The organism is Streptomyces sp. NPDC102402 (assembly GCF_044765765.1).
Lineage (GTDB): Bacteria > Actinomycetota > Actinomycetes > Streptomycetales > Streptomycetaceae > Streptomyces.
The window spans coordinates 1-22,651 of the sequence record NZ_JBIWKR010000026.1; the positions used below are offsets into that span (position 1 = coordinate 1).

At 72.2% G+C, this 22,651-nt stretch carries 25 protein-coding genes; 16 read left to right on the forward strand and 9 right to left on the reverse strand.

Annotated features, from left to right (window positions below):
- Positions 1 to 146: 146 nt before the first annotated feature.
- The 3 genes from ACIRJR_RS35710 to ACIRJR_RS35720 form a co-directional block, all read right to left on the reverse strand.
- The gene (locus ACIRJR_RS35710; protein WP_403788697.1) at positions 147 to 794 is read right to left on the reverse strand and encodes a DUF305 domain-containing protein; all 648 of its coding nucleotides are present in this window, start codon (positions 792 to 794) and stop codon (positions 147 to 149) included.
- A complete protein-coding gene (locus ACIRJR_RS35715) occupies positions 791 to 1,441 on the reverse strand; it encodes a DUF3105 domain-containing protein (protein ID WP_403788699.1) in 651 nt (216 codons plus the stop codon). Before ACIRJR_RS35715 ends, ACIRJR_RS35710 begins: the two co-directional genes overlap by 4 nt.
- 115 nt (positions 1,442 to 1,556) lie before the next feature.
- A complete protein-coding gene (locus tag ACIRJR_RS35720; protein ID WP_403788701.1) occupies positions 1,557 to 1,979 on the reverse strand; it encodes a hypothetical protein in 423 nt (140 codons plus the stop codon).
- A gap of 94 nt (positions 1,980 to 2,073) precedes the next feature.
- Between ACIRJR_RS35720 and ACIRJR_RS35725 the strand changes: the two genes are divergently transcribed.
- Together ACIRJR_RS35725 and ACIRJR_RS35730 are read left to right on the forward strand one after the other, a co-directional pair.
- On the forward strand, positions 2,074 to 3,087 hold the full coding sequence (locus ACIRJR_RS35725) for a phospholipid scramblase-related protein (protein ID WP_403788703.1): 1,014 nt from the start codon (positions 2,074 to 2,076) through the stop codon (positions 3,085 to 3,087).
- Positions 3,088 to 3,128: 41 nt separating this feature from the next.
- Positions 3,129 to 3,734, forward strand: coding sequence for a GNAT family N-acetyltransferase (locus ACIRJR_RS35730; protein ID WP_403788705.1), 606 nt, complete (start codon positions 3,129 to 3,131; stop codon positions 3,732 to 3,734).
- Here the strand turns inward: ACIRJR_RS35730 and pcaD are convergent.
- From pcaD to pcaH, 4 genes are read right to left on the reverse strand one after another with little or no spacing between them, the layout of a single operon-like run.
- Positions 3,722 to 4,891 carry a 3-oxoadipate enol-lactonase gene (gene pcaD, locus ACIRJR_RS35735; protein WP_403788707.1) on the reverse strand — a complete coding sequence of 390 codons (1,170 nt, stop codon included), beginning with the start codon at positions 4,889 to 4,891 and terminating at the stop codon, positions 3,722 to 3,724. The two genes, ACIRJR_RS35730 and pcaD, sit on opposite strands and share 13 nt — an antisense overlap.
- Entirely contained in the window at positions 4,888 to 6,216 is a 1,329-nt protein-coding gene (gene pcaB / locus ACIRJR_RS35740) for a 3-carboxy-cis,cis-muconate cycloisomerase (RefSeq protein WP_403788709.1), read from the reverse strand. Before pcaB ends, pcaD begins: the two co-directional genes overlap by 4 nt.
- Positions 6,216 to 6,788, reverse strand: coding sequence for a protocatechuate 3,4-dioxygenase subunit alpha (pcaG, locus tag ACIRJR_RS35745; RefSeq protein ID WP_403788711.1), 573 nt, complete (start codon positions 6,786 to 6,788; stop codon positions 6,216 to 6,218). The genes pcaB and pcaG overlap by 1 nt, the downstream gene beginning before the upstream one ends.
- A complete protein-coding gene (pcaH, locus tag ACIRJR_RS35750) occupies positions 6,788 to 7,531 on the reverse strand; it encodes a protocatechuate 3,4-dioxygenase subunit beta (RefSeq protein ID WP_403788761.1) in 744 nt (247 codons plus the stop codon). Before pcaH ends, pcaG begins: the two co-directional genes overlap by 1 nt.
- A gap of 211 nt (positions 7,532 to 7,742) precedes the next feature.
- On the opposite strand from pcaH, the gene ACIRJR_RS35755 reads away from it, so the two are divergent.
- The 10 genes from ACIRJR_RS35755 (at position 7,743) to ACIRJR_RS35800 (ending at position 18,980) form a co-directional block, all read left to right on the forward strand.
- Positions 7,743 to 8,210 carry a MarR family winged helix-turn-helix transcriptional regulator gene (locus ACIRJR_RS35755; RefSeq protein ID WP_403788713.1) on the forward strand — a complete coding sequence of 156 codons (468 nt, stop codon included), beginning with the start codon at positions 7,743 to 7,745 and terminating at the stop codon, positions 8,208 to 8,210.
- Positions 8,211 to 8,870: 660 nt separating this feature from the next.
- Positions 8,871 to 10,055 carry an alpha/beta hydrolase gene (locus ACIRJR_RS35760; protein ID WP_403788715.1) on the forward strand — a complete coding sequence of 395 codons (1,185 nt, stop codon included), beginning with the start codon at positions 8,871 to 8,873 and terminating at the stop codon, positions 10,053 to 10,055.
- A gap of 73 nt (positions 10,056 to 10,128) precedes the next feature.
- Positions 10,129 to 11,841, forward strand: coding sequence for an FUSC family protein (locus ACIRJR_RS35765; protein WP_403788717.1), 1,713 nt, complete (start codon positions 10,129 to 10,131; stop codon positions 11,839 to 11,841).
- Positions 11,838 to 12,341 (forward strand): MarR family winged helix-turn-helix transcriptional regulator, encoded by a 504-nt coding sequence (locus ACIRJR_RS35770; protein WP_403788719.1) that lies wholly within the window; start codon positions 11,838 to 11,840, stop codon positions 12,339 to 12,341. Before ACIRJR_RS35765 ends, ACIRJR_RS35770 begins: the two co-directional genes overlap by 4 nt.
- Before the next feature lie 605 nt (positions 12,342 to 12,946).
- Positions 12,947 to 14,578 (forward strand): sensor histidine kinase, encoded by a 1,632-nt coding sequence (locus ACIRJR_RS35775; RefSeq protein ID WP_403788721.1) that lies wholly within the window; start codon positions 12,947 to 12,949, stop codon positions 14,576 to 14,578.
- Positions 14,575 to 14,982, forward strand: a complete 408-nt coding sequence (locus tag ACIRJR_RS35780; RefSeq protein WP_403788723.1) for a roadblock/LC7 domain-containing protein — start codon at positions 14,575 to 14,577, stop codon at positions 14,980 to 14,982. The genes ACIRJR_RS35775 and ACIRJR_RS35780 overlap by 4 nt, the downstream gene beginning before the upstream one ends.
- Positions 14,979 to 15,347, forward strand: a complete 369-nt coding sequence (locus ACIRJR_RS35785) for a DUF742 domain-containing protein (RefSeq protein ID WP_329235656.1) — start codon at positions 14,979 to 14,981, stop codon at positions 15,345 to 15,347. The genes ACIRJR_RS35780 and ACIRJR_RS35785 overlap by 4 nt, the downstream gene beginning before the upstream one ends.
- Entirely contained in the window at positions 15,328 to 15,942 is a 615-nt protein-coding gene (locus ACIRJR_RS35790; protein ID WP_403788725.1) for a GTP-binding protein, read from the forward strand. Before ACIRJR_RS35785 ends, ACIRJR_RS35790 begins: the two co-directional genes overlap by 20 nt.
- Positions 15,943 to 16,020: 78 nt before the next feature.
- Positions 16,021 to 17,553 carry a cytochrome P450 gene (locus ACIRJR_RS35795; RefSeq protein WP_403788727.1) on the forward strand — a complete coding sequence of 511 codons (1,533 nt, stop codon included), beginning with the start codon at positions 16,021 to 16,023 and terminating at the stop codon, positions 17,551 to 17,553.
- A gap of 80 nt (positions 17,554 to 17,633) precedes the next feature.
- A complete protein-coding gene (locus ACIRJR_RS35800; RefSeq protein WP_403788729.1) occupies positions 17,634 to 18,980 on the forward strand; it encodes a 6-phospho-beta-glucosidase in 1,347 nt (448 codons plus the stop codon).
- Between the two features lie 16 nt (positions 18,981 to 18,996).
- Here ACIRJR_RS35800 and ACIRJR_RS35805 read toward each other — a convergent pair whose 3' ends face one another.
- Positions 18,997 to 19,437 carry a hypothetical protein gene (locus ACIRJR_RS35805; protein WP_403788731.1) on the reverse strand — a complete coding sequence of 147 codons (441 nt, stop codon included), beginning with the start codon at positions 19,435 to 19,437 and terminating at the stop codon, positions 18,997 to 18,999.
- The gene (locus tag ACIRJR_RS35810) at positions 19,431 to 19,889 is read right to left on the reverse strand and encodes an ATP-binding protein (RefSeq protein ID WP_403788733.1); all 459 of its coding nucleotides are present in this window, start codon (positions 19,887 to 19,889) and stop codon (positions 19,431 to 19,433) included. The genes ACIRJR_RS35805 and ACIRJR_RS35810 overlap by 7 nt, the downstream gene beginning before the upstream one ends.
- Before the next feature lie 205 nt (positions 19,890 to 20,094).
- Between ACIRJR_RS35810 and ACIRJR_RS35815 the strand changes: the two genes are divergently transcribed.
- The 4 genes from ACIRJR_RS35815 to ACIRJR_RS35830 all read left to right on the forward strand — a co-directional run bounded on the left by ACIRJR_RS35815 (position 20,095) and on the right by ACIRJR_RS35830 (position 22,582).
- Positions 20,095 to 20,955 (forward strand): helix-turn-helix domain-containing protein, encoded by an 861-nt coding sequence (locus tag ACIRJR_RS35815; RefSeq protein ID WP_403788735.1) that lies wholly within the window; start codon positions 20,095 to 20,097, stop codon positions 20,953 to 20,955.
- The gene (locus ACIRJR_RS35820; protein WP_014049581.1) at positions 20,955 to 21,191 is read left to right on the forward strand and encodes a DUF397 domain-containing protein; all 237 of its coding nucleotides are present in this window, start codon (positions 20,955 to 20,957) and stop codon (positions 21,189 to 21,191) included. The genes ACIRJR_RS35815 and ACIRJR_RS35820 overlap by 1 nt, the downstream gene beginning before the upstream one ends.
- A 64-nt stretch (positions 21,192 to 21,255) precedes the next feature.
- Positions 21,256 to 22,065 (forward strand): SAM-dependent methyltransferase, encoded by an 810-nt coding sequence (locus tag ACIRJR_RS35825; protein ID WP_403788737.1) that lies wholly within the window; start codon positions 21,256 to 21,258, stop codon positions 22,063 to 22,065.
- 67 nt (positions 22,066 to 22,132) lie between these two features.
- A complete protein-coding gene (locus tag ACIRJR_RS35830) occupies positions 22,133 to 22,582 on the forward strand; it encodes a YchJ family protein (protein ID WP_403788739.1) in 450 nt (149 codons plus the stop codon).
- Positions 22,583 to 22,651: the final 69 nt, after the last annotated feature.

The window sequence follows — 22,651 nt, forward strand, 5'->3', positions numbered from 1 at the left end:
GGGGGGGGGGGGGGGGGGGGGGGGGGGGGGGGGGGGGGGGGGGGGGGGGCCCCCCGGGGGGGGGGGGGGGGGGGGGGGTGCTGGGGGGGGGGGGGGGGGGGGGGGCCCCCCCCCCCCCCCCCCACGGGGTCCCTGCGGGGGACAGGTCAGGGCTTGGCGCCCCGGGCCTCGAGCATGTCCGCCATGAGGGAGATCTCCGACTCCTGCGCCCGGGCCATGCCCCCGGCGAGACGCCGGATCTCGTCCGTGCCGGCCGATTCGGCCGCCGCCCGTGCCATGGCCGCCCCCGCGCGGTGATGGGCGGTCATCAGCCGGAGGAACAGCACCTCGGCGTCCCTGCCCCGTGCCGCGCGGAGCCGGTCCAGCTCGGTGTCCGTCGCCATGCCCGGCATGAGGGAGCCGTCGGACGAGGTGACGGGATGCCCCATCCACTCCATCGGCGGCCGGTCGGAACTCTTGGGCCTGTCCCAGGTCTCCAGCCAGCCCAGCATCATGCCGCGCTGGTTGGCCTGGGTGTTGATGATGTCGTACGCGAGGCGCCGCACGTCCCCGTCGTCGGTACGGTCCCGCACGAGGAACGCCATCTCCACCGCCTGCTGGTGGTGGACCGACATGTCCCGCGCGAACCCCACGTCCGCCGAGGTCTCACCGGGGACGGCTTCGGGTGCCCCGGCGCCGGACGGGGAGGCTGCCGAGGGCCGCACCACCATGAGCAGCACGAGCCCCACGGCCACCACGAACACCACGGCACCGGCCCACACGAGCGAGCGGGGAGCGCGCGCGGCCGAGGTCACTTGGCGATCCCACCGGAGCAGGCGGCGCCCGGCTCCGGGGTCTGCGCGCCCTGGACGTACTTCGTGAAGAACTGCGCGACGCGCGCGTCGGTGGCGCTCTTCACCGTGAGCTGCTTGCCCCAGGCGCTGAGCATCAGCGGATCCTTCTGATCGGCCACGGGGCTCATCAGCGAGTACGGCGTCTTGCCGACACGCTCGGAGAGCGCCTTGACGTCGGCGTCCTTCGCCTTGTCGTTGTAGGTGACCCAGACGGCTCCGTGCTCCAGGGAGTGGACCGCGTTCTCGTCCGGTATCGGCTCGGTGTAGACATCGGCGTCGCAGTTCATCCAGACCGGGTCGTGGTCTCCGCCGACGGGCGGGTTCATCGGGTAGTCGACGGGCGTCTCGACGTGGTCCTGGGTCAGGTCGTCCCAGGACTTCTCGCCTGTGACGGGTGAGGTCCTGGCCTGTTCCTCGGCCTTGTCCTGCTCGTCGGCGGCCGACATCAGGTAGCCGCCCCCGGCGACGAGGCCGGCGAGCACCACGACGGCCGCGGTGATCGTGATGACGCGGCTGCGGCGCTCGCGGGCCCGCTCCTTGCGGCGGGCCTCGTCGAGCTTGGCGCGGCGCGCGGCAGCAGGGCTGTTCTGGTTCTTGGCGGAAGCCATGTCAGGTCCTCGGGTTCAGCGGATCGCGTGCGCGCACGGCGCGTCACGTGGGGCAAGGGCACACGGAAGGCCGCCTCCGCCGCATCGGCGGCGCGGAGGGCGGGCCCGGGCGGGCCTAGATCCGTTGGACCTGAAGACGGAGCTGGTCGACCGCTCCCGCGCTGTCGTTGGAGGGGCCCCGGATGGCCGCGGCGCCGGTGAGCGGTGCGGCACGGGGCACTGCCGAGGGGCAGGGCAGGGCGACGGGGGCGGGGTGGCCGGGCAGGACGACGGCCGTCGAGTGGTCCGTGGCCCCGTGACAGGAACTGCCGATCCCGCGTTCGCCGGGGGCGTCGGCCACGACGACCGAGGCGACCGCTTCGGGCACGGGGGTGAAGGCCCTGACCGCGTTCACGGCCGGCACCTCGGCAGCGGCGGGGGCGCCGGTGTGAGGGGAGCAGCAGAGGAACACCGCGACGAGCAGCAGTGCCCAGCCCAGGGCGGAGGGCAGGCCCTTGCCGCCCCGTCGCCGGTCCGTCGGTCCGCTCGCTCCGGTCATCGCCGTCATCATAGATGGTGTGTGAATCTTCAATGAGTTCGGCCCGCGAATTGGCGGGATTCCGGCCCATGGCTTGGCAGGATAGTGTGCCCCGGTGACGACGCAATCGAACGTACCTGCGGGTTGGCATCCGGATCCCTACGGCGCACCCCACCTGCTGCGCTACTGGGACGGCTCGCAGTGGACCGAGCACACACACCCGGCCCAGGGACAGGCACCCGCCCAGGGACAGGCACCCGCCCAGGGACAGGCACCCGCCCAGGGACAGGCACCCGCCCAGGGACAGGCACCCGCCCAGGGGCAGGCATCCGCTCAGGGACAGGCATCCGCTCAGGGGCAGGCCCCGATGCCCGGTCAGGCACCCGCTCAGGGACAGCAGTACGCCGCTCAGCCGCACACCGCGATACCGCAGCAGCAGGCCGCGCCCCAGCAGTTCGCCCCGCAGCAGTCGGCCCCCCAGCAGGGCCTTCCCCAGCAGGGCCTTCCCCAGCAGGGTGTTCCCGGCGCCGGCTCGCTCTTCGACCAGCAGGTCCTGGTCGTGAACCAGAAGGCCAAGCTGATCGAGGTCACGAACGAGTACCGCGTCTTCGACCAGCAGGGCAACACCGTCGGTTCGGTCGTCCAGGTCGGTCAGAGCGCGCTGCGCAAGGTGCTCAGGTTCGTCTCCAGCATCGACCAGTACCTCACGCACCGCCTGGAGATCCGCGACACCCACGGGCACCCGCAGCTGCTCCTGACCCGGCCGGCCAAGTTCATCAAGTCCCGGGTCGTCGTGCAGCGCCCCGACGGACAGCCCGTCGGTGAGATCGTCCAGCAGAACGCCATCGGCAAGATCAATTTCGCGATGATGGCCGACGGCCGGCAGGTCGGAGCGATCAAGGCCGAGAACTGGCGCGCGTGGAACTTCGCGATCGTCGACCACGACGGCGCCGAGATCGCCAGGATCACCAAGACCTGGGAGGGCCTGGCGAAGACCATGTTCACCACGGCTGACAACTACGTGCTGCAGATCCACTACAAGCTCCCCGAGCCGCTGCTGAGCCTCGTCGTGGCGACGGCCCTGACCGTGGACACCGCACTCAAGCAGGACTCCCGCGGGCTCGGCTGACCGGTAGGGAGCCCGGCCCGGCATCCGGCAGGATGGCGGGCATGCCGAAACTGGTGTCTCCTCACATCCCGCCCGGACGGCTCTCCTCGTCCCCTCAGCCGTCGCTCGCCGCCGGTGACGGACTGCTGGTGCGGCCCTGGTGCCCGGCGGACGCGCCGGCCGTCCTCGCCGCCTTCTCCGATCCCGCGATCCAGCGCTGGCACATGCTCAGGGCCGACTCCGAGGAGGAGGCCGCGTCCTGGATCGAGCAGTGGACGTCGGCCTGGTCCACCGAGACCGACATCCACTGGGCGATCGTCCGGCCCGGCACCCAGGGGCGCGACGAGCTGCTCGGGCGGATCGCCCTGCGCGGTCTGATCCCGGCCGTCGGATACGCCGAGTGCGCCTACTGGGTCCTCCCCGCCGCCCGGGGCCGGGGCGTCGCTCCCCAGGCGGTCGGCGCGGTCCGGCGGTGGGCCTTCGACGCGAAGACCGGCTTCGCGCGCCTCGAACTCGTCCATTCGCTGGCGAACGAAGCGTCCTGCCGCGTCGCGGTCAAGGCCGGCTTCGCGCTCGAAGGCATCCGCAGGCGCGGTAACCTCCACGCCGACGGATGGCACGACATGCACGTCCACGCCCGGGTCCAGGGCGACGGTCAGCCGGGCTGAGGCCCGTCCCCTTCTTCCGCCCGCTCCGCCTCCGCCATCGCGGAGAGCACCCGTTCCGCCACCGCGAACGCCGAATTCGCCGCGGGAACACCGCAGTACACCCCTGTCTGCAGGAGCGCGGCACCGATCTCGCGCGGACCGAGACCGTTGCGTACCGCCGCCCGGACATGCATCGCCAGCTCGTCGTGATGACCGTGGGCGACCAGGGCGGTCAGCGTGATCAGGCTGCGCTCGCGCCGGGACAGCGTCGGGTCCGTCCAGATCTCGCCCCAGGCGTAGCGGGAGATGAACTCCTGGAAGGGGGCGGTGAATTCGGTGGTCGCCGCCTGCGCCCGGTCCACGTGCGCATCGCCCAGGACCTCACGGCGCACGGCTGTCCCGCTCCCGCGCTCCCGGGACGCGAAGTGGGCGCGCAGCGCCTCCCGTACGGCCTCCGGGCGCTCGGCCGGCGCCAGGTGGGAAGCGCGCGGCAGCTCGGTCAGGGCGGCGCCCGGGACGCCGTCGGCGATCTCCCGGGCGTGCGCGGGCGGCGTGGCCGGATCCTCGCGGCCCGCGAGGACCAGCGTCGGAGCGCGCACCCCGGAGAGTCCGGACCGCAGGTCGTAGTCGGCGAGCACGTCGCAGCACGCGGCGTACGCCGACGGATCGGTGGCCAGGAGGTCGTCCAGGAGCCGGGGTTCGGTGAATCCCGGGGTGAACCAGCGGCCGGCCGCGCTCTCCGCGACCTTGCCGAGCCCTTCGGCGCGCACGAGCGAGGCCCGCTCCCGCCACGGCCCCGGGTCGCCGAAGTGGGCCGAGGAGCAGACGACGGCCAGGCGGTCGACCCGTTCCGGATGGTGGACCGCGAGCCACAGGCCCACGGCACCGCCCAGTGAGACACCGGCGTACGAGAACCGGTCCAGGGACAGCGAGTCGGCGAGGGCCAGGACGAGCGCGCCCAGGTCGGCGATCCGGGCCCCCGGGCCGATGAGCCCGGCGGGCGAGCCACCGTGCCCGGGAAGGTCCCACCGCACGATCCGGTGGGCGGCGGAGAGTTCGGGGGCGACCCCGTCCCAGAGCGCGGTGGAGGTGCCGAGCGACGGGCCGAGCAGGAGCGGGGGAGCGCCCGCCGGTCCTTCGGCGCGGTGGTGGAGGAGACGGTCGGGTGTCGTGGTCATCGGCGCTCCAGGGCGCGGTCGGTGAGGAGCCCGGCGCAGCCGGTGTACCGGGCGGGGTCGGTGAGTTCGTCGAGGTCCAGCCCGTCGAAGGCGGGCTCCTCCGCGAGGATTTCGGCGAGGGGCCGGCCCTCCTCGCGGGCCCGGGCGGCGGCAGCGCCGAGGATCTCCCTGGCCCGTGCGCGTCCCACCCGCACGGCGGCGACGGCTGCCAGCCGCTCGGAGACGATCAGCCCCCCGGTCAGCCCCAGGTGGCTCCGCATGGCCGAGGGGAACACCTTGAGCCCCTCGGCGAGTTCCGCGGCGTCCCTCGCGGCCCCGCCGACCAGGCGCAGCAGGTCGCGCAGCGGCTCCCATTCGGCGTGCCAGGCACCGGCGGGCCGCTCGTCCTCGGCGGCGAGCGAGCCGTACAGCGTGGCCGCCGCTCCGGGCGCGCGGCGGGCGGCCGCGGAGATCAGGGTGGCGCGGACCGGGTTGGCCTTGTGCGGCATCGCGGAGGACCCGCCGCCGGACCCCTCCGCCACCTCGGCGATCTCGGTCCGGGAGAGGACGAGCACATCGGCCGCCGCCTTGCCGAGCGCCCCCGCCGTGAAGGCGAGCGCTCCGGCGAGGTCGGCGACCGGGGTGCGCAGCGTGTGCCAGGGCAGCAGCGGCTCGGCCAGGCCCAGTTCCTCGGCGTACGCCGTGACGAGCGCGAGTCCTGCCGTGCCTCCCTCACCCGCGGGGAAGGCGGCCAGCGTGCCCGCCGCGCCGCCGAGCTGGACGGGAAGCGTGCCGCGCACGGCCCGCAGCCGGTCCCGCGCGTCGAGCACCAGCGACCGCCAGCCGGCGGCCTTGAGGCCCAGGGTCGTCGGCACGGCGTGCTGCGTCAGGGTGCGGCCGGGCATCGGCGTGTCGCGGTGCTCCGCGGCCAGCCGTTCCAGTGCGTCTGCGGTCCGCCCCAGGTCGTCGAGGACGAGCGCCAGGGTGCGGGAGGCCACCAGCATCGCCGCCGTGTCGAGGATGTCCTGACTGGTCGCGCCCCTGTGGACGAAGGGGCGCACTTCCTCGTCGACGGCCGCCGAAAGGGCGGCGACCAGCGGGATCACCGGATTGCCGCCCTCCCGCGCGCGCAGCGCCAGCTCCCGTACGTCGAAACGGCCGGCGTACGCGGCCTCGGTGACCGCCCGCCCCGCCCCGGCGGGTGCGAGCCCCGAGGCGGAGCAGGCCCGGGTCAGTGCCGCCTCGGCGTCGAGGAGTGCCTGCAGGAAGGCGTGGTCGCCGGTGGCGGCCTCGGCGGCGGAACCGACGCTTCCGGGGGCGAGGAGCCCGGCGTCGCTCTCGTGCATCAGCTGAACTCCAGGAAGACCGTCTCGTCGTCGCCCTGGAGACGGATGTCGAAGCGGTAGGTGCGGGTGTCCGTGCGTGTCGCGATCAGTGTGGCGCGACGCCCCGCGTCCAGCGACTCCAGCAGCGGATCGCCGGCTGCCGCACCCTCGTCGAGCAGATCGGGGAGGTACACGCGGGTGTAGAGGTGGTGGACCAGGCCGCGGGCGAAGACAGCCGCGCAGACGTAGGGAGCACCGCCGGGCGGGAGCGTACGCACGAACCAGCGCCCGGCCGCGTCCGTCGGCGCCCGGCCGAACCCGGTGAAGCCCACTCCGTCACGGCCGATCACCCTGCCCGTCGACGGGTCGTGGCGCAGCGTTCCCGGGAGACCGGTGCGGGATCCGTCCGGCGCGGGCTGCCAGGTCTCGACGATCGCGTCGGGCACGGGGGCGCCCTGGCCGTCGAGCACGCGGCCGTGCACCGTGATGGTGCCGGGGTGCCCGGCCGGGGCGATCTCACTGCCGCCGGGGAAGGGCAGTGCGTAGCCGTAGAAGGGGCCCACGGTCTGGGAGGGGGTCGGGGCGTGGGACATCAGGCGTCGCCTTCTTCCTCGGTCCAGGTGGCGCACGGTCCGTCGAGGACGATGTCCCAGCGGTAGCCGAGGGACCACTCGGGAACGGACAGGTCGTGGTCGTACGCCGATATCAGCCGCTCGCGTGCGGCCTGGTCGGTGACGGAGCGGATGACCGGGTCGTAGGGGAGGAGCGGATCACCGGGGAAGTACATCTGGGTGACGAGCCGCTGGCTGAACGCGTTGCCGAACACCGAGAAGTGGATGTGTGCGGGACGCCAGGCGTTGGTGTGGTTGCGCCACGGGTAGGCGCCCGGCTTGACCGTCGTGAACGCGTAGCCGCCGTCGTCGTCCGTCAGGCAGCGTCCGAACCCCGTGAAGTTCGGGTCGAGGGGGGCCGGGTGCCGGTCGAGCTGGTGGGCGTACCGTCCGGAGGCGTTGGCCTGCCACAGCTCGACGAGCTGCCCCCGCACCGGCCGTCCGGCCCGGTCCAGCACCCGCCCGGTGACGGTGATCCGCTCCCCGAGGGGCTCCCCGTGGTGCTGCGCGGTGAGGTCACGGTCCAGAGCCGTCACATCCGTGACGCCGAAGGCCGGCCCGGACAGCTCGACCGCCTCCGGGTCGCGCACGGGGATGAGGGAGCGGCGCGGGTGGCGGAAGTGGCTGCTGCGGTACGGCGGGTAGTCGCGCGGCGGATGGTGGGCGCCCGGTGCGGCCGCCGCCTGGGCCCTGGCCACCTCGGAGTCGATCTCCCGCTGGCTCATGCCGTCGGGCAGCGGATGTGCGGGAAGGTCACGTGCGGTCATGTCACGGCTCCGTGAATTGCTGATAATGCTCAGTGCACTGACTAAAACGTGGAGGCCATGAAGCTACCCAGGCTCACTGTTGGGGTCAAGACCCTCAGTACACTGTGTATCTGTGGCCTTCCGGCCGACAGGGCAGGCGGCCCACGGCCGACGACGAGAGGACGGTGCCGTGCAGGCGGTCGACCTGAGCACCCACCCCGGGCACCTGGCCCGGCGCCTCCAGCAGGCTCACCACCTGCTCTGGAACACGATGGTCTCCCAGGAGACCACCTCGCCCCAGTTCGCCGTCCTCAACGCCCTGACCGCCGAGCCGGGCCTCGATCAGCGGACGGTCGGCGAGCGCGTCGGCCTCGACCGGTCCACCGTCGCCGAGGTCATCAGCCGTCTGCTGCGCCGGCAGCTGCTGGACAAGGTGCGCGACCCGCACGACGGGCGCCGCTTCCTGCTCCGCCTGACGGACGAGGGCACCCGGACCCACCGGGGGCTCGCCCTGCGTACGGCCCGGATGAACCAGGTCTTCCTCGGCCCGCTCTCCCCGGACGAGCAGCGGACGCTCTTCGGTCTGATGCACCGGGTGGCGGACGCCGCCGAGGCACTCCGGGTGCCGGAGGGAGCCGATCCGCTCGCGGGGCGGTGAGGGCGGGCTCTCGGCGGAAGGCCGTGACGTTCGCCGAAGCCCACTGCCGACAGGGCCGGGCGGGGCTCCGGTGACCTGCGAAACCGTGTCGCGCACCCACCGGCAGCCCGTCGTCGACCTCCACCGGTGACGCGCGGTGCGGCCTCCGCGTCTGCCTGTGTTTCCGGCGGCTCCGGTCGCGAGGATCATGCGTGTGCTCGGTGCGCTCCTCCCGCCGTCGGACGAGCGACCGGAGGCGACGACGGAGACTCGATCGCGCTTCAGGCCAAGGGGACCGCCGTCCGCCGCCGGCTCCGGACCGTCTCCCCGCGCCGCGTGCGCCGGGCGGTCTGCCGCACTTCCTGCCGCGACCCGGTGATCGGCGTCCGCGGACGCCCTGGCGAACGCGCGGATGAGTGGAGACTCGCCCCAGGACCAGAAAGATCTCGATCTCCCGCATCTCCATACGTGGACACCTGATTCTCTATCCCGGGGTCAAGGGAAGTCGCCGGCCTCGTCGTTGATGCGACCTGGGTGCGACAGGAAACTGATGTGTGGCGGGCGCGACCACGGAGGAGGGCGTCCCGGTCCCGGCTGGAACCGCACGGGTGACTCCACGGCGTGGGGTGACGGCGCGCGTGGAACACGGGAAGATTCAACGGAGTTGACGGGGGAGTAATCATGGACATGCCGATGGGCTACGTGGCGACGACGGCGGTCTTCGCCTGGTGCGCCTTCTTCGCCGTCGTCGCGCCGCGACGGCCCCGCTTTCTGGGGACCCTGAGTTTCTGGTTCGGCCTGAGCCTCAACGAGGTGCCGTTCGTGGGCATCTTCGTCCTGGCGGGCTCCACGGTGCTGGCCTTCGCCGAGGGTGATCTGCGGTCGCCGGGCGCCAAGGCCGTGGCGGCGGTGTCCGTCCTCGCCACCGCCGCCCTGGCCGCCTCGGCCTGGCTCGGTGTGCGGACGGACCACGTGGTCGGGCGGGCCCTGCGGGAGGGGCTCGGGGCGGACTGGCGGGACCACGTGCACGTGTCGCTGCGCCGCCACCGGCCCTGGGCCCGGATCCTGCTGCTGCCGGGCGTCATGCGGCGGCGTGATGTGGAGCGGATCGCCGACATCCGCTACGGGGAGGCCGGGCGCCGGAATCTCCTGGACGTCTACCGCCGCCGCGACGCGCCGCGGGACGCCCCGGTCCTGATCTACTTCCACGGCGGCCATTACACCGGCGGAGCGAAGAACCGCGAGGCGCGTCCCCTCCTGTACCGGCTCGCGAGCCAGGGGTGGGTGTGCGTCAGCGCCAACTACCGTCTGCGGCCCCAGACGTCCTTCCCCGGCCATCAGATCGACGCCAAGAAGGTCATCGCCTGGGCTCGCGAACACGCGTCCGCGTACGGTGCCGATCCGTCGAAGCTGTTCGTGGCGGGCAGCTCGGCCGGCTCGAACCTGGCGGCCCTGTGCGCGCTCACGCCGAACGACCCCGCGTTCCAGCCCGGATTCGAGTCCGCCGACACCTCGGTCACTGCCGCGATCTGCCTCTACGGCTACTACGGCCACTACTTCGGCGACCCGCCGGACGAGCAGCCGGGCCCGCTCCAGCCTCAGGGATACCTCCACCCCGGCGCGCCGCCGATCCTCGTCGTCCATGGCACCAAGGACGCGCTGGCCACCGTCGAGGCCGCCCGGCACTTCGCCTCCCGGCTGCGGCGCGTCTCGAACAGCGCCGTGGTCTACGCCGAGCTACCCGGCGGACAGCACGCGTTCGACCTCTTCCACTCCCCGCGCTTCGAGGCGGTCGTGGACGGCGCCGAGGCGTTCGCCGCCTGGGTCCTGGCCGCTCCGAGGCGCGCCGGCGAACCGGCTCCCTAGCGGCCGGAGGCCCGCCCGGGGACGTGCTCCCCGCCATTTATTTTACGTGTGTAACACCTGCTAATCTATAAAGGTGAGTGATACAGCCGTTCGGCCCCGGAAGCGATCCGTCCACAGACTGCCGGTCACCGGTGTCCTGCGGCTCAAGAGCCCTGCGGAGATCTGGTACAAGCCCGCGCTGAGCGTGGTGGTCGCTTCGGCCGTCCCGAACCTGCTGCTGTACTCCCTCGACCGCCTCGACCTCGTCATGTACACGATGGCGGGATCGCTCTGCGCGCTCTACGGGCACAACCTGCCGTACGCCCGCAGGGCCCACACCGTCCTCCGGGTGGTCCTCGGGATGGCGGCGGGCCTGGCGGTCTCGCTGGTCGCCGCCTCGCTCACCGGCTCGGCAGCCGTGCTGATCGCCGTCGGCGCGCTGCTCGCGGCCGTGCAGAAGGCCTTCTGCGACGCGACCCGTATCGGTCCGCCCGGCAACGTGATCTTCGCCTTCGTCACCTCGGCCGCCCTCTTCGCCCCGCAGGACCTCGGGCAGGTGCCGGGGCACATGGCCCTGATCCTGGCCGCGGGCGCCTTCTCGTGGCTGGTCACCGCCGGTCCGGCCCTCTGGCACAGAGAGGGGCCCGAACGGCTCGCCACCGCCCGCGCGCTCGACGCCGCAGCGTCCTACGCGCAGGACCCCGGCGCCCGGAACCGGCACGCCGCCGCTGCGGCGGTCCAGGCCGCCTGGCAGTCGCTGCTGGCCACCGGCCGTCCCACCCCCGTCCGGCAGAGGCTCGAGCGGCTGGTCGTCCACGCCGAGCGGGCCCTCGCCACCACCACCACCACCACCACCGGCGGCCACGCCGGGGGTGACGGCCCCGAGGAACTCCGCGGATGGGCCGCCAGGACCCGGGGCCGGGGCCCCGTCCCGGACCCGCCGCCCGCACCCGGCACGGTCGAGCAGCTCTTCGGGATCGACGCGGAACGGGCCGGGCAGCGGATGCGCCGGGGCCGCCGCGAAGCGCGGCGCAGGCTGCTGCGCGCACTCGGCCCCGGCTCCCCGGTGCTGCCGACCGCCGTCCGCACCCTCGTCGGGTGTGCCCTGGCCGGATACGCGTCCTCGGCGCTCGGTGTGGGGCACCCGTACTGGGCCATCGTCACCGCGGCCTCCGTCTACCAGCAAAACCTCAGCCTCTCGTGGAGCAGGGCCCTGCAGCGGACGGTCGGCAACCTCCTCGGTGTGCTGGTCTTCGCGGCCGTCATCCCGCTCGCCCGGGTCAGCCCCCTCGTCCTCGTGCTCTGCGTCCTGTGCTTCAACTTCGCCGCCGAGGCCCTGATCACGCGCAACTACTGGCTCGGCTCGGTCGCCGTCACCCCGATGGCCCTGCTGATCCTGGAATTCGGCGGGTTCCAGCCGGCCGGCGAGCTCGTCGCCGACCGTGCGCTGGACACCCTCGTGGGTGTCGCGGTGGGCCTCCTCGCCGCGGTCGCCGTCACCAACCGCCGGGCGTCCGGCCTCGTGGAGCGCGCGCTCGCCGCGACGGGCGACGCCCGGGAGCGTGCCGAGCGGGCGGTCGCCGATCCGGCGTCCGGCCCGCAGGCGCTCGAAGCGGCACGCAGGAGACTCACCTCGTCGCTCGTCGAACTGCGCGACGCCAGTGACGTCGCATCGGGGGAATGGTGGCAGCGCGCCCTGCCCGAGGAAGAGCTGCTCGCCGCTGAGCAGGCAGGACACCGTACGCTCGCGGCGACAGCACAACGCCAGGGGCTGATCACCCTGCCCCCGGCGAACGGAGCGGTGTGACCGACGACATCGTGGCCTCGGTGGTACGGCAGTGGCAGGCCGTGAACCCGGGGCTGGACACCGGACCGATGGAGCTCATCGGCCGCATCAACCGCTGCGCGGCCCTCCTCCAGCAGGCCGAGGACGCGCCCCTGCGGGCAGCCGGTCTGACCCGCGCCGAATTCGACCTGCTCGGCGCGATGCGCCGCACCGGCCGTGAGCTCACCCCCGGAGAGCTGGCCCGGGAGACCTTCTCGTCCGGGGCCGCCGTCACGAAGCGGCTGCGCGCCCTGCAGGAGGCCGGTCTGATCGGCCGGCGCAGCGACGACAGGGACCGCAGGGTCGCCCACGTGGGCCTGACGGAGGCGGGGCGCGAGCTGGTCGACCGCCTGCTGCCGGAACAGCTCGCCTACGAGCGGTCGGTGCTCTCCGGACTCGACGAGGAGACGCGCAGCGGGCTCAGCGGACAGCTCGGCGAGCTGCTGGTGCAGCTGGAGGGCCGGCTCGGCGGACGCCGCTGAGGGGCAGCCGCTCCGTACACGCACGGCCCGCCTGCGGGCGGCGAGCTCACCGACCGTGAAGGGGCTCGCAGACGAGAGAGGTCACGCCTCCGCGCCCCGGCGCCCGGCGTCACGACTCCGGAGCGGCCGCGCGGGCGTCGCGATGGAGTGCTCGCACACCCGTCCGTCGCTCAGGGATCTGCTCCTTTCGATCCGATTCGATCGTATGTGCCCTTGTCCCGCTCTGAGGTGCACTGAAATTCGCATGCGTTCGTAGGTTCTCGCTCACGCGTGCGTAGGATCAAGCATTTTTGCTGGACATTCGCCGTGCGCCGCAAAGCGGGTGGCGGCCTTCTGTCCCTCAGGTCGGGACGAGTGTGGTTGATTTCTCCCGATTCCCGCATCCCGTCACTCCCTGCGTACGTCCGGCAGCGTTGAGTGTGAAAACTGGCGAGTGTATTACCGCCGGCGTGCTCGCGCAGGTGGTTGGGCGAATATGCCGAGGCACTGTTCTGATCTGGTTAGGCTCACGCGCAGTGAAGTCGAGTTGAGATGAATCCAGGCACTTGTTCACACCTGTCCGTGCAAGTGCGTATACCTCCCGAATCAACCGCCAGAGGGTTTAGATGGTCCGTGTTGAATCACCGCCGACCAACAGAGACATCCCCGTAGTACGCGCCGCACTCCTGCCCGTCGTGCTGATGGCCGGCGCCACCGCCGCCGGCGCGGTGCCGGCCACCGGAGCCACACGGGCGGCAGTCGTCTGGTGCGGTGCGATCGCCACCGTCGTGGTCGCCACGCTCGCCGTCGTGCTGAACCGCCGACGCCGGGCGATGCGCGTCCAGCGCGCCGAGTACGAACGGCGCATCGCCGCCCTGGAACACCGCATCGCCTCGTACGACCAGGAGACCGCGCGCCTCAGCAAGGAACTCCTGCCCGCGGCGATCCGCCGGCTACGCGCCAGCAACTCGCCCCAGGAGGTGATGCGCGACGTCGTCGACGCGGACGAGTCGTACCGCAACCTCCCTCAGGCGCAACGCGCCCTGGTGCTCCAGGTCCTCGACATCATCGACAACGAGGAGGCGATGCGTGACTCCGCGCAGCGCGCCTTCGTCAGCGTCGCCCGCCGGGTCCAGGCCATCGTCCACCGGCAGGCCAGCGAGCTCAGGGAGATGGAGGACCACCACGGGCGCAATCCCGACGTCTTCGACGACCTGCTCCGCATCGACCACGGCACCGCGCTGATCGGGCGGCTGGCCGACTCCATCGCCGTGCTCGGCGGCGCCCGTCCCAGCCGCCAGTGGCCCAAGGCCGTACCGCTGTTCAGCGTGCTGCGCGGGGCGATGTCCCGGATCCTCGAGTACCAGCGCGTCGATCTGCACTCGATCGCCAAGGTCGCCATCGTCGGCACCGCGGTCGAGCCGCTCATCCACGCCTGCGCCGAACTCCTCGACAACGCGACGCGCTACTCGCCGCCCCAGACCCGGGTGCACGTCACCGCGGTCGAGGTGCAGACCGGCATCGCCATCGAGATCGAGGACGGCGGCGTCAGCCTCAGCGAGGAAGCCCGTGCCAGGGCGGAGAACATGCTCGCCCAGGCCCAGGCCGGCATCAACATGAACGACCTCGGGGAGTCCCCGCGCCTCGGCATGGCCGTGGTCGGCCGGCTCGCCCGCATGTACCAACTCCAGGTCTCCCTGCGGCAGTCGGCGTACGGAGGCGTCCGCGCCGTACTCATCGTGCCGCGCGACATGATCACCACCGGTCCCGCACCGGGCATCGCGCACGGCATCGGCGCCACCTCACGGCCCCAGAGCTCCCTCGACATGTCGCAGATGCAGCACGTCGTACCTCCGCGCGCGAAGCAGAAGACCCGTCCCGCGGTGAGCGGGCCCGTCCCGTCGCTCGCGTCCCCAGCCCCCGTCCCCACACCCGCGGCGTCCGCCGCGCGGTCCGCGCCCCCCACGGCCTCCATGGGCGGAGACGACGAGATCGTCGTGACCGAGTGGACCGACGGCGGGCTCCCGCAGCGCCGCAGCCGGGGGCGCGCACCCCTCGGTTCGCACAACCTCCCGCAGCAGTCCGCGCCGGTCCCGGAGGGCGCGGCACGCAACGGGCACAACGGCCACGGCGGCGGCGACACACCACCGCCCGGCCTCTGGCTGGAGGCCTTCACCCAGGCCGTCAACGGTGTGCCCAAGGAGCCGAAGAACGAACGAGACTCTGACGACGCGTGGGACAAGGGAGACGAGAAGTGATCCAGCAGCGGGGAAACATGGACTGGATGCTCAAGGAACTGGCCGACGACGTACCGAGCATCCACCAGATCGTGGTGCTCTCCGCCGACGGCCTTCGCATCGCCCGCCACGGCGGTGACCCCGACGTCGCGGACCGTCTCGCCGCCGCCTGCGCCGGGCTGCAGAGCCTCGCCGCCGCCGTCGCCACCGAGATCCCCTACAGCGACGGCCTGATGAAGCTCGTCGTCATCGAGGTCACCGGAGGGTTCTTCTATCTGATGGCCGCGGGGACCGGCGCCTACCTCGCGGTCCTGGCCGGTGAGACCGTCGACGCCGGCCTCGTGGGTGCCCGCATGCGTGACATGGTCGTGCGGATCGGAGCGCACCTCACGAGTCCGCCCCGCCACGACGGGCAGGGCGGATGAGTCCTCCCCGACGAGAACGCCGCAAGGCCGAACCGGCGTTGAGCGACCCGGAACGGCTGTATGTGATCACCGGCGCGCCCGACGGAGAGAGAGCGGCACTCGACCTCGTCACCATGGTGGTGGCGCAGGCCGAGCCGTCGCCGACGGTGCAGCCCGAGCAGGCCGCGATCCTGCGGCTCTGCAAGGCGCCGTTGTCCGTCGCGGAGATCTCGGCCTATCTGAGCCTGCCCTTCAGCGTGGTCACCTCGCTCCTGACAGAACTCCTGGCGACCGAACTGATCGAGTCGCGCGCGCCCATCGTTCGCGCCGCGCTCCCCGACCGGTCCCTCCTCGAAGCGGTGATGCATGGACTTCAGAAGCTCTGACACGATCACGGGCCCCCGCAGCGAGGACGTCCTTCCCAGCACGGCCACGGCCGCGGTGAAGGTCGTCGTCGTGGGCGGGTTCGGGGTCGGCAAGACGACCATGGTCGGATCGGTGAGCGAGATCCGGCCCCTGACGACCGAAGAGACCATGACCCAGGCCGGTGTCGGCGTGGACGACAACGTGGGTGTGGAGACCAAGACCGCCACCACCGTCGCCATGGACTTCGGCCGGATCAGCCTCAGCGAGGAACTGATCCTCTACCTGTTCGGCACCCCCGGCCAGGAACGCTTCTGGTTCCTGTGGAACGGGCTGTTCGAAGGCGCGCTCGGCGCCGTCGTCCTCATCGACACCCGGCGGCTCCAGGTCAGCTTCGACGTCATCGGCAGGCTGGAGGAGCGCGGTGTGCCCTTCGTCGTCGCCGTCAACACCTTCCCCGGCGCACCGCACCACCCCGTCGAGGCGCTGCGCAGCGCCCTGGACCTGCCCGACGAGGTTCCGATGATCGACTGCGACGCGCGGCTGCGGACCTCCAGCCGCGATGTGCTGATGACCCTGATGCGCTATCTGCACAGCCTGGCCGTGCCGCTGACCTGACACCGGCACACCCTCTCTCTCTGAACGGGCCCTGTCCCCACGCGCCCGGTCTCGGAACGTCTTATTCCTGGAGCCATTGTGACAACCCCCTTCCAGCACGAACCCGGATCGGCGACCGGCCCGGTGCCGCCCCCGCAGTGTCCCGCGCACGGCATGGGCATCGGCCCCGGCGGGCTGCGCCGGCTGTACGGCCCCGAGGCCGAGGCGGACCCCAAGGGCCTCTACGAGAAGCTCCGCGCCGAACACGGCACCGTGGCACCCGTCCTGATGCACGGAGACGTTCCCGCGTGGCTGGTGCTCGGTCACAGCGAGAACCTTCACATGACCCGCACCCCCTCACAGTTCTCCCGCGACTCCCGGCGGTGGCGGGCCCTGCAGGAGGGCAGTGTGGCCCCGGACCACCCGCTCGCCCCCGTGTTCACCTGGCAGCCCGTGTGCTCCTTCGCCGAAGGCGCGGAACACGAACGGCTCCGCGGCGCGGTCACCGACAGCATGGCGCGGATCGACACCCGCGGAGTACGCCGCCACATCAACCGCTACAGCAATCGCCTGGTCAACGACTTCTGCCAGGAGGGCCGGGCCGAACTCGTCAGCCAGTTCGCCGAGCGGCTGCCGATGATGGTGATGTGCGCGATCATCGGCATGCCGGAGGAGTACAACGACCGCCTGGTCCAGGCGGCCCGTGACATGACGCGCGGTTCGGAGACGGCGGTCGCGAGCAACGCCTACGTGATCGGCGCTCTGGACCGGCTGGTGCAGCGCCGTCGGGATGCCCCGGCCGAGGACTTCGCCACCTGGCTGGTCGAACACCCGGCCGGACTCACCGACAAGGAGGTCAGCGAGCACCTGCGGGTGGTTCTCATCGTGGCCTACGAGACCACCACCAACCTGATCGCCAACGTCCTGCGCATGGTCCTCACCGACCCGAGGTTCCGGGCCCGGCTCAGCGGCGGCCACATGACCGTGCCCGAGGCCGTCGAACAGACGCTGTGGGACGAGCCGCCGTTCACCTCGGTCCTGGGCCGCTGGGCGGTGGGCGACACCGAGCTCGGCGGGCAGCAGATCAAGGCCGGTGACGCACTGATCGTCGGAATCGCGCCCGCCAACACGGACCCCGCCGTGCGGCCCGACCTCACCGCCAGCATGGAGGGCAACCGCGCCCACATGGCCTTCAGCAGCGGCCCTCACGAATGCCCCGGACAGGACATCGGACGCGCTATCGCCGACGTCGGTGTCGACGCCCTGCTGATGCGCCTTCCCGACCTGGAACTGAGGGTTGACGAGCACCAGTTGGGCTGGACCGGGAACTTCGTGTCGCGGCACCTCGTGGATCTGCCGGCAGGCTTCGCCCCCAGCCCGGAGCAGGAGATCGACGCCGAACCGCTGCCGGCGGTGGCCCGCTCCCGTGCGCAGGCCGACTGGCAGGTGTCGTCGCCCGCCGTCCACCGGAACCCCGCGGGTGCCCCCGCGGGACGCGCACCCGCGGGCGACGCTCCGGCCGCACAGGGTACCGCCGGCCCCGCAGCCGGGGAGGGGGCCCTCATCCCGGCGCAGCGCCGCGGGCCGACGAGGGTCTGGCAGGCGGTCGTGCGGTGGTGGAGCGGCCACTGACGCCCGCGCGTCGGCCGCCCCGGTGCCCCGGACCCACGGTTCCGGGGCACCGGGCCTCCCGCCCCGTACCATCGAGCAGCGTGAAGCTGACAATTCTTGGCGGTGGCGGATTCCGGGTCCCTCTCGTGTACGGGGCGCTGCTCGGCGACCACGCCGAAGGCCGCGTCTCGCGGGTGACCCTGTACGACACGGACGCGGACCGGCTCGCCGCCGTGGCCCGGGTCCTGGCGGAACAGGCGGCCGGCGTCGACGACGCGCCGCTCGTCGTCGCCACCGGTGATCTCGACGAGGCGCTGCGGGGCGCGGACTTCGTCTTCTCGGCGATCCGGGTCGGCGGTCTGGAAGGCCGCGCGGCGGACGAGCGCGTCGCGCTCGACGAAGGCGTCCTGGGCCAGGAGACGGTCGGAGCCGGCGGCATCGCCTACGGGCTGCGCACCGTACCCGTCGCCACGGACCTGGCCCGGCGCATCGCCCGGCTCGCCCCCGACGCGTGGGTCATCAACTTCACCAACCCTGCCGGTCTGGTCACCGAGGCCATGGCCCGCCACCTCGGCGACCGCGTCATCGGCATCTGCGACTCCCCGGTGGGACTCGGCCGCCGGATCGCCCGGGTCCTCGGCGCGGACCCGGACCAGGCGTGGATCGACTACGTGGGACTCAACCACCTCGGCTGGGTCCGCGGCCTGTGGATCGGGGGCCGCGACGAACTCCCGCGCCTGCTCGCGGACCCGGAGCTGCTGGGCTCCTTCGAGGAGGGCCGGCTCTTCGGCCCCGACTGGCTCGGCTCGCTGGGCTCGGTCCCCAACGAGTACCTGCACTACTACTACTTCAACCGGGAGGCGGTCCGCGCCTACCAGGACGCCGGGCAGACACGGGGCGCCTTCCTCCGCGACCAGCAGGAGGGCTTCTACGCCCGGATGAAGGACCCGGCCGCTCCACCGCTGGCCACGTGGGACCGCACGCGCGCCGAACGCGAGGCGACGTACATGGCGGAGAACCGGGACGTGGCCGGAGCCGGGGAGCGTGAGGAGAGCGACCTGGAGTCGGGGGGCTACGAGCAGGTGGCCCTCGCTCTGATGCGGGCCATCGCCCGCGACGAACGCACCTCGCTGATCCTCGACGTGCGCAACCGGGGCACCCTCCCGGTGCTCGACGGTGACGCCGTGATCGAGGTGCCGTGCCTGGTCGACGCCAACGGCGCCCACCCCGTCGCCGTCGATCCGCTCCCGTACCACGCGGTCGGACTGGTCACCGCGGTCAAGGCCGTGGAGCGTGAGGTGCTCGAAGCTGCGGAGAGCGGCTCGCGGGCAGCCGCGGTGCGGGCCTTCGCCCTGCACCCGCTGGTCGACTCCGTCTCGGTGGCCCGCCGCCTGGTCGAGGGATACACCGCGGTCCACCCCGGGCTCGCCTATCTCGACCGGCCCTGAGCGGGCCACGCCCCCGTCAGGGGGCCGGTACAGCCCTCGGCCGGCCGGCCGGGTCCCAGGACGGTGTGACACCGGTGACCTGACACACCATGAGGAAGAGCGGAATGGGCGGCGTGTAGGGCGTACGGCTGTCCGGCGTGTGGATCAGCCGCGGACGCCCCGCGGGCACGTAGGCCCCGGCCGCGTAGGACGCCTGCTCCGGCCAGTCCAGATCGAGGTCGGAGCCCGAGGGGACGATCCACCACCACTGGTCCGCGTCGGCGAACACGCAGCCGGCGCGGGGCAGATGCGACATCAGGCGGAATCCGTACCGTGCGGGCACGCCCACCGCGTCGCACCCGAGACTGGCCGACAGGGCGGGCGGCAGCGGGAGCCGGACCCGCCCCCGGGCGCCGTCCTCCTGCGCCGAACGGGCGCGGCGCGCGCCGAGCAGCTGGGACCAGGCGTTCCTCAGCATGTCCGCTCCGGGCCGTACGGCAGTTCCGCCCACACGATGCGTCCCGAGTGGTTCCCCGCGTCGTGGGAGCCCCAGGCGGCACTCATGGCGTCGACGAGCAGCAGGCCCCGCCCGTGCTCCCCCTGGGCGTCGAGGGACATCCGGGGGCCGTCGCCCTGGTACCCCTGGTCCTGCACGGCGATACGCAGCCGTCCGTCCTCGCAGCGCAGCTCGCTGACGACCCGTGTGCTCGCCGTGTGCACCACGGCGTTGGTCACCAGCTCCGAGACGATCAGCACCGCCGCGTCGTGGGCGTCCCCGGAGACCTCCCAGTCCGCCAGCCGGGCGCGCGTGAGGCGCCGGGCACCGGCGACCGACTCGGGGTGCGCCGGCAGCGCGAAGCAGTAACGGAGCGCTTCCGTCCCGGGGCTGAGGTCCATGAGCCGGGGGATGAGCGCACTGCCAGGTGCCACGACCGATTCCTCACAGTGGGGGCTGTGTCACGCTTCGCACCGCCCCTGGTCGGGGAGGCCACGATCACGCGGACTGGTTCGGACTCCAACTCTCCCCCTGACATGAACACTTGGCAAGAGGCACTCTGAAAAATTCAGAGTGGCTGTGTCCCTGGAGCCGCGCCCGTGGCACACTGCTCGCACACAGCGCATCGGGAGGTCTGAAGTGAGCGAACCGCGGTCCGCCCCGACCGTGGGCCAGGTCGTTCTCGGCAAGCGCCTGCAGGATCTGCGGGAGCGCGTCGGCCTGAGCCGTGATCAGGCGGCGAAGGTGCTCCGTGTCGCCCCCGGGACCATACGCAGGATGGAGACCGCCGAGGTCGGGCTGAAGATCCCGTACGTCCAGCTCCTGCTCAAGGCGTACGGCATCACCGACGGCGAGACCGACGCCTTCGTCGAGCTCGCCGAAGAGGCCAACAAGCCCGGCTGGTGGCAGCGCTTCCACGACGTGCTGCCCGACTGGTTCAGCATGTACGTCAGCCTGGAGGGCGCCGCGAGCCTCCTGCGCACGTACGAGCCGCACTTCGTCCCGGGTCTCCTGCAGACCGAGGACTACGCGCGCTCCGTCCTGCGCACCGGTGCGGTCGGGCAGACCCGGCCCTCGGACATCGAGCGCCATGTGGCCCTGCGGATGGAGCGGCAGTCGCTGCTCACCAAGGCGGAGGCGCCGAAGCTGTGGGTGGTGATGGACGAGACCGTCCTGCGCCGTCCCGTGGGCAGCCCCGACGCCATGCGTTCCCAGGTCGACCGCCTGCTCGAAGCGACCGAACTGCCGAACGTCACGCTGCAGATCGCCGAGTTCGCGACCGGCCACCACCCGGGGACGTACGGCCCGTTCGTCCTCTTCCGCTTCGCGGTCCCCGAACTCCCCGACATGGTCTACAGCGAGTACCTGACCGGCGCCGTCTACTTCGACGCGCGCCCCGAGGTGGCTTCCTATCTCGAGGTGATGGACCGAATGGCGGCTCAGGCCGCAACTGCACAACGCACGAAGGAAATCCTCAGGGACTTCCGCAAGGAGCTGTGATGAACCACATATACAACGGCATGCCGGCCGCCGACCTCGGCACCGAAGGCTGGTACAAGCCGTGGAGCGGTGGTAACGGCGGCAATTGCATCGAGGCCATGAAGCTGGCCGACGGCAGGGTGGCTGTCCGCCAGTCCGCGGACCCCGACGGCCCCGCCCTCATCTACTCCAACGGCGAGATCGCCGCCTTCATCCAGGGCGCCAAGGCCGGCCAGGCCGATTTCCTCCTTACCTGACACGCAGTCACATAGGGTCGCACCACACGCTGTTCGCCGAAGTCCCCGACCAACGGAGTCCGTCATGACCGGGCAGGAACCCCAGGCCGTCGAGATCGACACGAGCAAGCCCCATCCGGCTCGGATGTACGACTGGTTCCTCGGCGGCAAGGACAACTACCCGGTCGACGAACAGATGGCCCAGCAGCTGCTGGCCCTGGACGCCCGGGGCCGTGACATGGCCCGGGTCAACCGTGCGTTCATGCACCGGGCCACCCGCTGGCTCGCCGAGAACGGCGTGCGCCAGTTCCTCGACATCGGCTCGGGCATACCCACCGAGCCGAACCTCCACCAGGTCGCCCAGCGGACCGCCCCGGACGCCCGCGTCGTCTACTGCGACAACGACCCGATCGTGCTCGCACACGCGGCGGCGCTGCTGAGGTCCAGCCCCGAGGGCGCCACCGAGTACATCCAGGCCGATGCCCGCCGCCCCGACATGATCCTGGAGGCGGCCGGCAAGATCCTCGACTTCGACCGGCCGATCGCGCTCTCGCTCCTCGCGCTGCTCCACTTCGTGGACGACGAGGACGGTGCCGGGGAGCTCGTCGACCAGCTGGTGGAGCGCCTGCCCTCCGGCAGCTACCTCGTCCTCTCACACACCACGGGGGATTTCGATCCCGAGGGCGCGGCCCAGGCCCGTGCCATGTACAAGGCGCGTGGGATGACCCTGCGCCCCCGCTCACGCGCCGAACTCACCGCCTTCTTCCACGGCCTCGAGATCGTCGAACCGGGCGTCTCGCTCTCCGCCGACTGGCGCCCCGAGCTGGGCGAGGTCATAGACGTACCCGGCCATGAGCCGATCCCCGGCTACGCGGGCGTGGCGCGCAAGCGCTGAGCGGCGGAGGTCCGGTACGACGGGGGCGCCCGGCCCGGCGTACCCGCCCGCAGGTCACAATGGACCCATGTCCCGACGCACCTCACGCCCCAGCCGGCAGGCCGCACCGCAGGCGGCGCCCCTGCGGACCACCCCGGAGGCACCGTGCCCCTGCGGTCTGCCCGCCGCCTACGGGGACTGCTGCGGGCGGCTGCACGCGGGCACGGCGGCCGCCCCGACGTGCGAGGCGCTGATGCGCTCGCGGTACGCCGCCTTCGCCGTCCGGGACGCCGCCTATCTGCTGCGCACCTGGCACCCCGAGACCCGCCCGCCGTCCGTCGACTTCGATCCCGCGATGCGCTGGACGGGCCTGGAGATCCTGGAGACGACGGAGGGCAGCGCCTTCCACACCACCGGCACGGTCACCTTCCGCGCGCACTACACCGACGGTGGCCGTCCCGACGCGCTCCACGAGAAGAGCCGGTTCGTCCGCCACGAGGGAGCCTGGGTCTACGCGGAAGCGGTCTTCGTCGACTGAGACCCCGTACGACGCCCGTCCGGCCTGCACCGGGGACCCCGCTACGACGACGCGGTGCTGTCCCTGCTC

What these genes read in the sequence shown, in the direction of transcription:
- ACIRJR_RS35715 (WP_403788699.1), bottom strand. Translation starts at nt 1,441, where the DNA reads ATGGCTTCCGCCAAGAACCAGAACAGCCCTGCTGCCGCGCGCCGCGCC.
- ACIRJR_RS35720 (WP_403788701.1), bottom strand. Translation starts at nt 1,979, where the DNA reads ATGACCGGAGCGAGCGGACCGACGGACCGGCGACGGGGCGGCAAGGGC.
- ACIRJR_RS35730 (WP_403788705.1), top strand. Translation starts at nt 3,129, where the DNA reads ATGCCGAAACTGGTGTCTCCTCACATCCCGCCCGGACGGCTCTCCTCG.
- pcaD (WP_403788707.1), bottom strand. Translation starts at nt 4,891, where the DNA reads ATGACCACGACACCCGACCGTCTCCTCCACCACCGCGCCGAAGGACCG.
- pcaB (WP_403788709.1), bottom strand. Translation starts at nt 6,216, where the DNA reads ATGCACGAGAGCGACGCCGGGCTCCTCGCCCCCGGAAGCGTCGGTTCC.
- pcaG (WP_403788711.1), bottom strand. Translation starts at nt 6,788, where the DNA reads ATGTCCCACGCCCCGACCCCCTCCCAGACCGTGGGCCCCTTCTACGGC.
- pcaH (WP_403788761.1), bottom strand. Translation starts at nt 7,531, where the DNA reads ATGAGCCAGCGGGAGATCGACTCCGAGGTGGCCAGGGCCCAGGCGGCG.
- ACIRJR_RS35760 (WP_403788715.1), top strand. Translation starts at nt 8,871, where the DNA reads ATGGACATGCCGATGGGCTACGTGGCGACGACGGCGGTCTTCGCCTGG.
- ACIRJR_RS35775 (WP_403788721.1), top strand. Translation starts at nt 12,947, where the DNA reads ATGGTCCGTGTTGAATCACCGCCGACCAACAGAGACATCCCCGTAGTA.
- ACIRJR_RS35785 (WP_329235656.1), top strand. Translation starts at nt 14,979, where the DNA reads ATGAGTCCTCCCCGACGAGAACGCCGCAAGGCCGAACCGGCGTTGAGC.
- ACIRJR_RS35790 (WP_403788725.1), top strand. Translation starts at nt 15,328, where the DNA reads ATGGACTTCAGAAGCTCTGACACGATCACGGGCCCCCGCAGCGAGGAC.
- ACIRJR_RS35805 (WP_403788731.1), bottom strand. Translation starts at nt 19,437, where the DNA reads ATGCTGAGGAACGCCTGGTCCCAGCTGCTCGGCGCGCGCCGCGCCCGT.
- ACIRJR_RS35820 (WP_014049581.1), top strand. Translation starts at nt 20,955, where the DNA reads ATGAACCACATATACAACGGCATGCCGGCCGCCGACCTCGGCACCGAA.
- ACIRJR_RS35825 (WP_403788737.1), top strand. Translation starts at nt 21,256, where the DNA reads ATGACCGGGCAGGAACCCCAGGCCGTCGAGATCGACACGAGCAAGCCC.
- ACIRJR_RS35830 (WP_403788739.1), top strand. Translation starts at nt 22,133, where the DNA reads ATGTCCCGACGCACCTCACGCCCCAGCCGGCAGGCCGCACCGCAGGCG.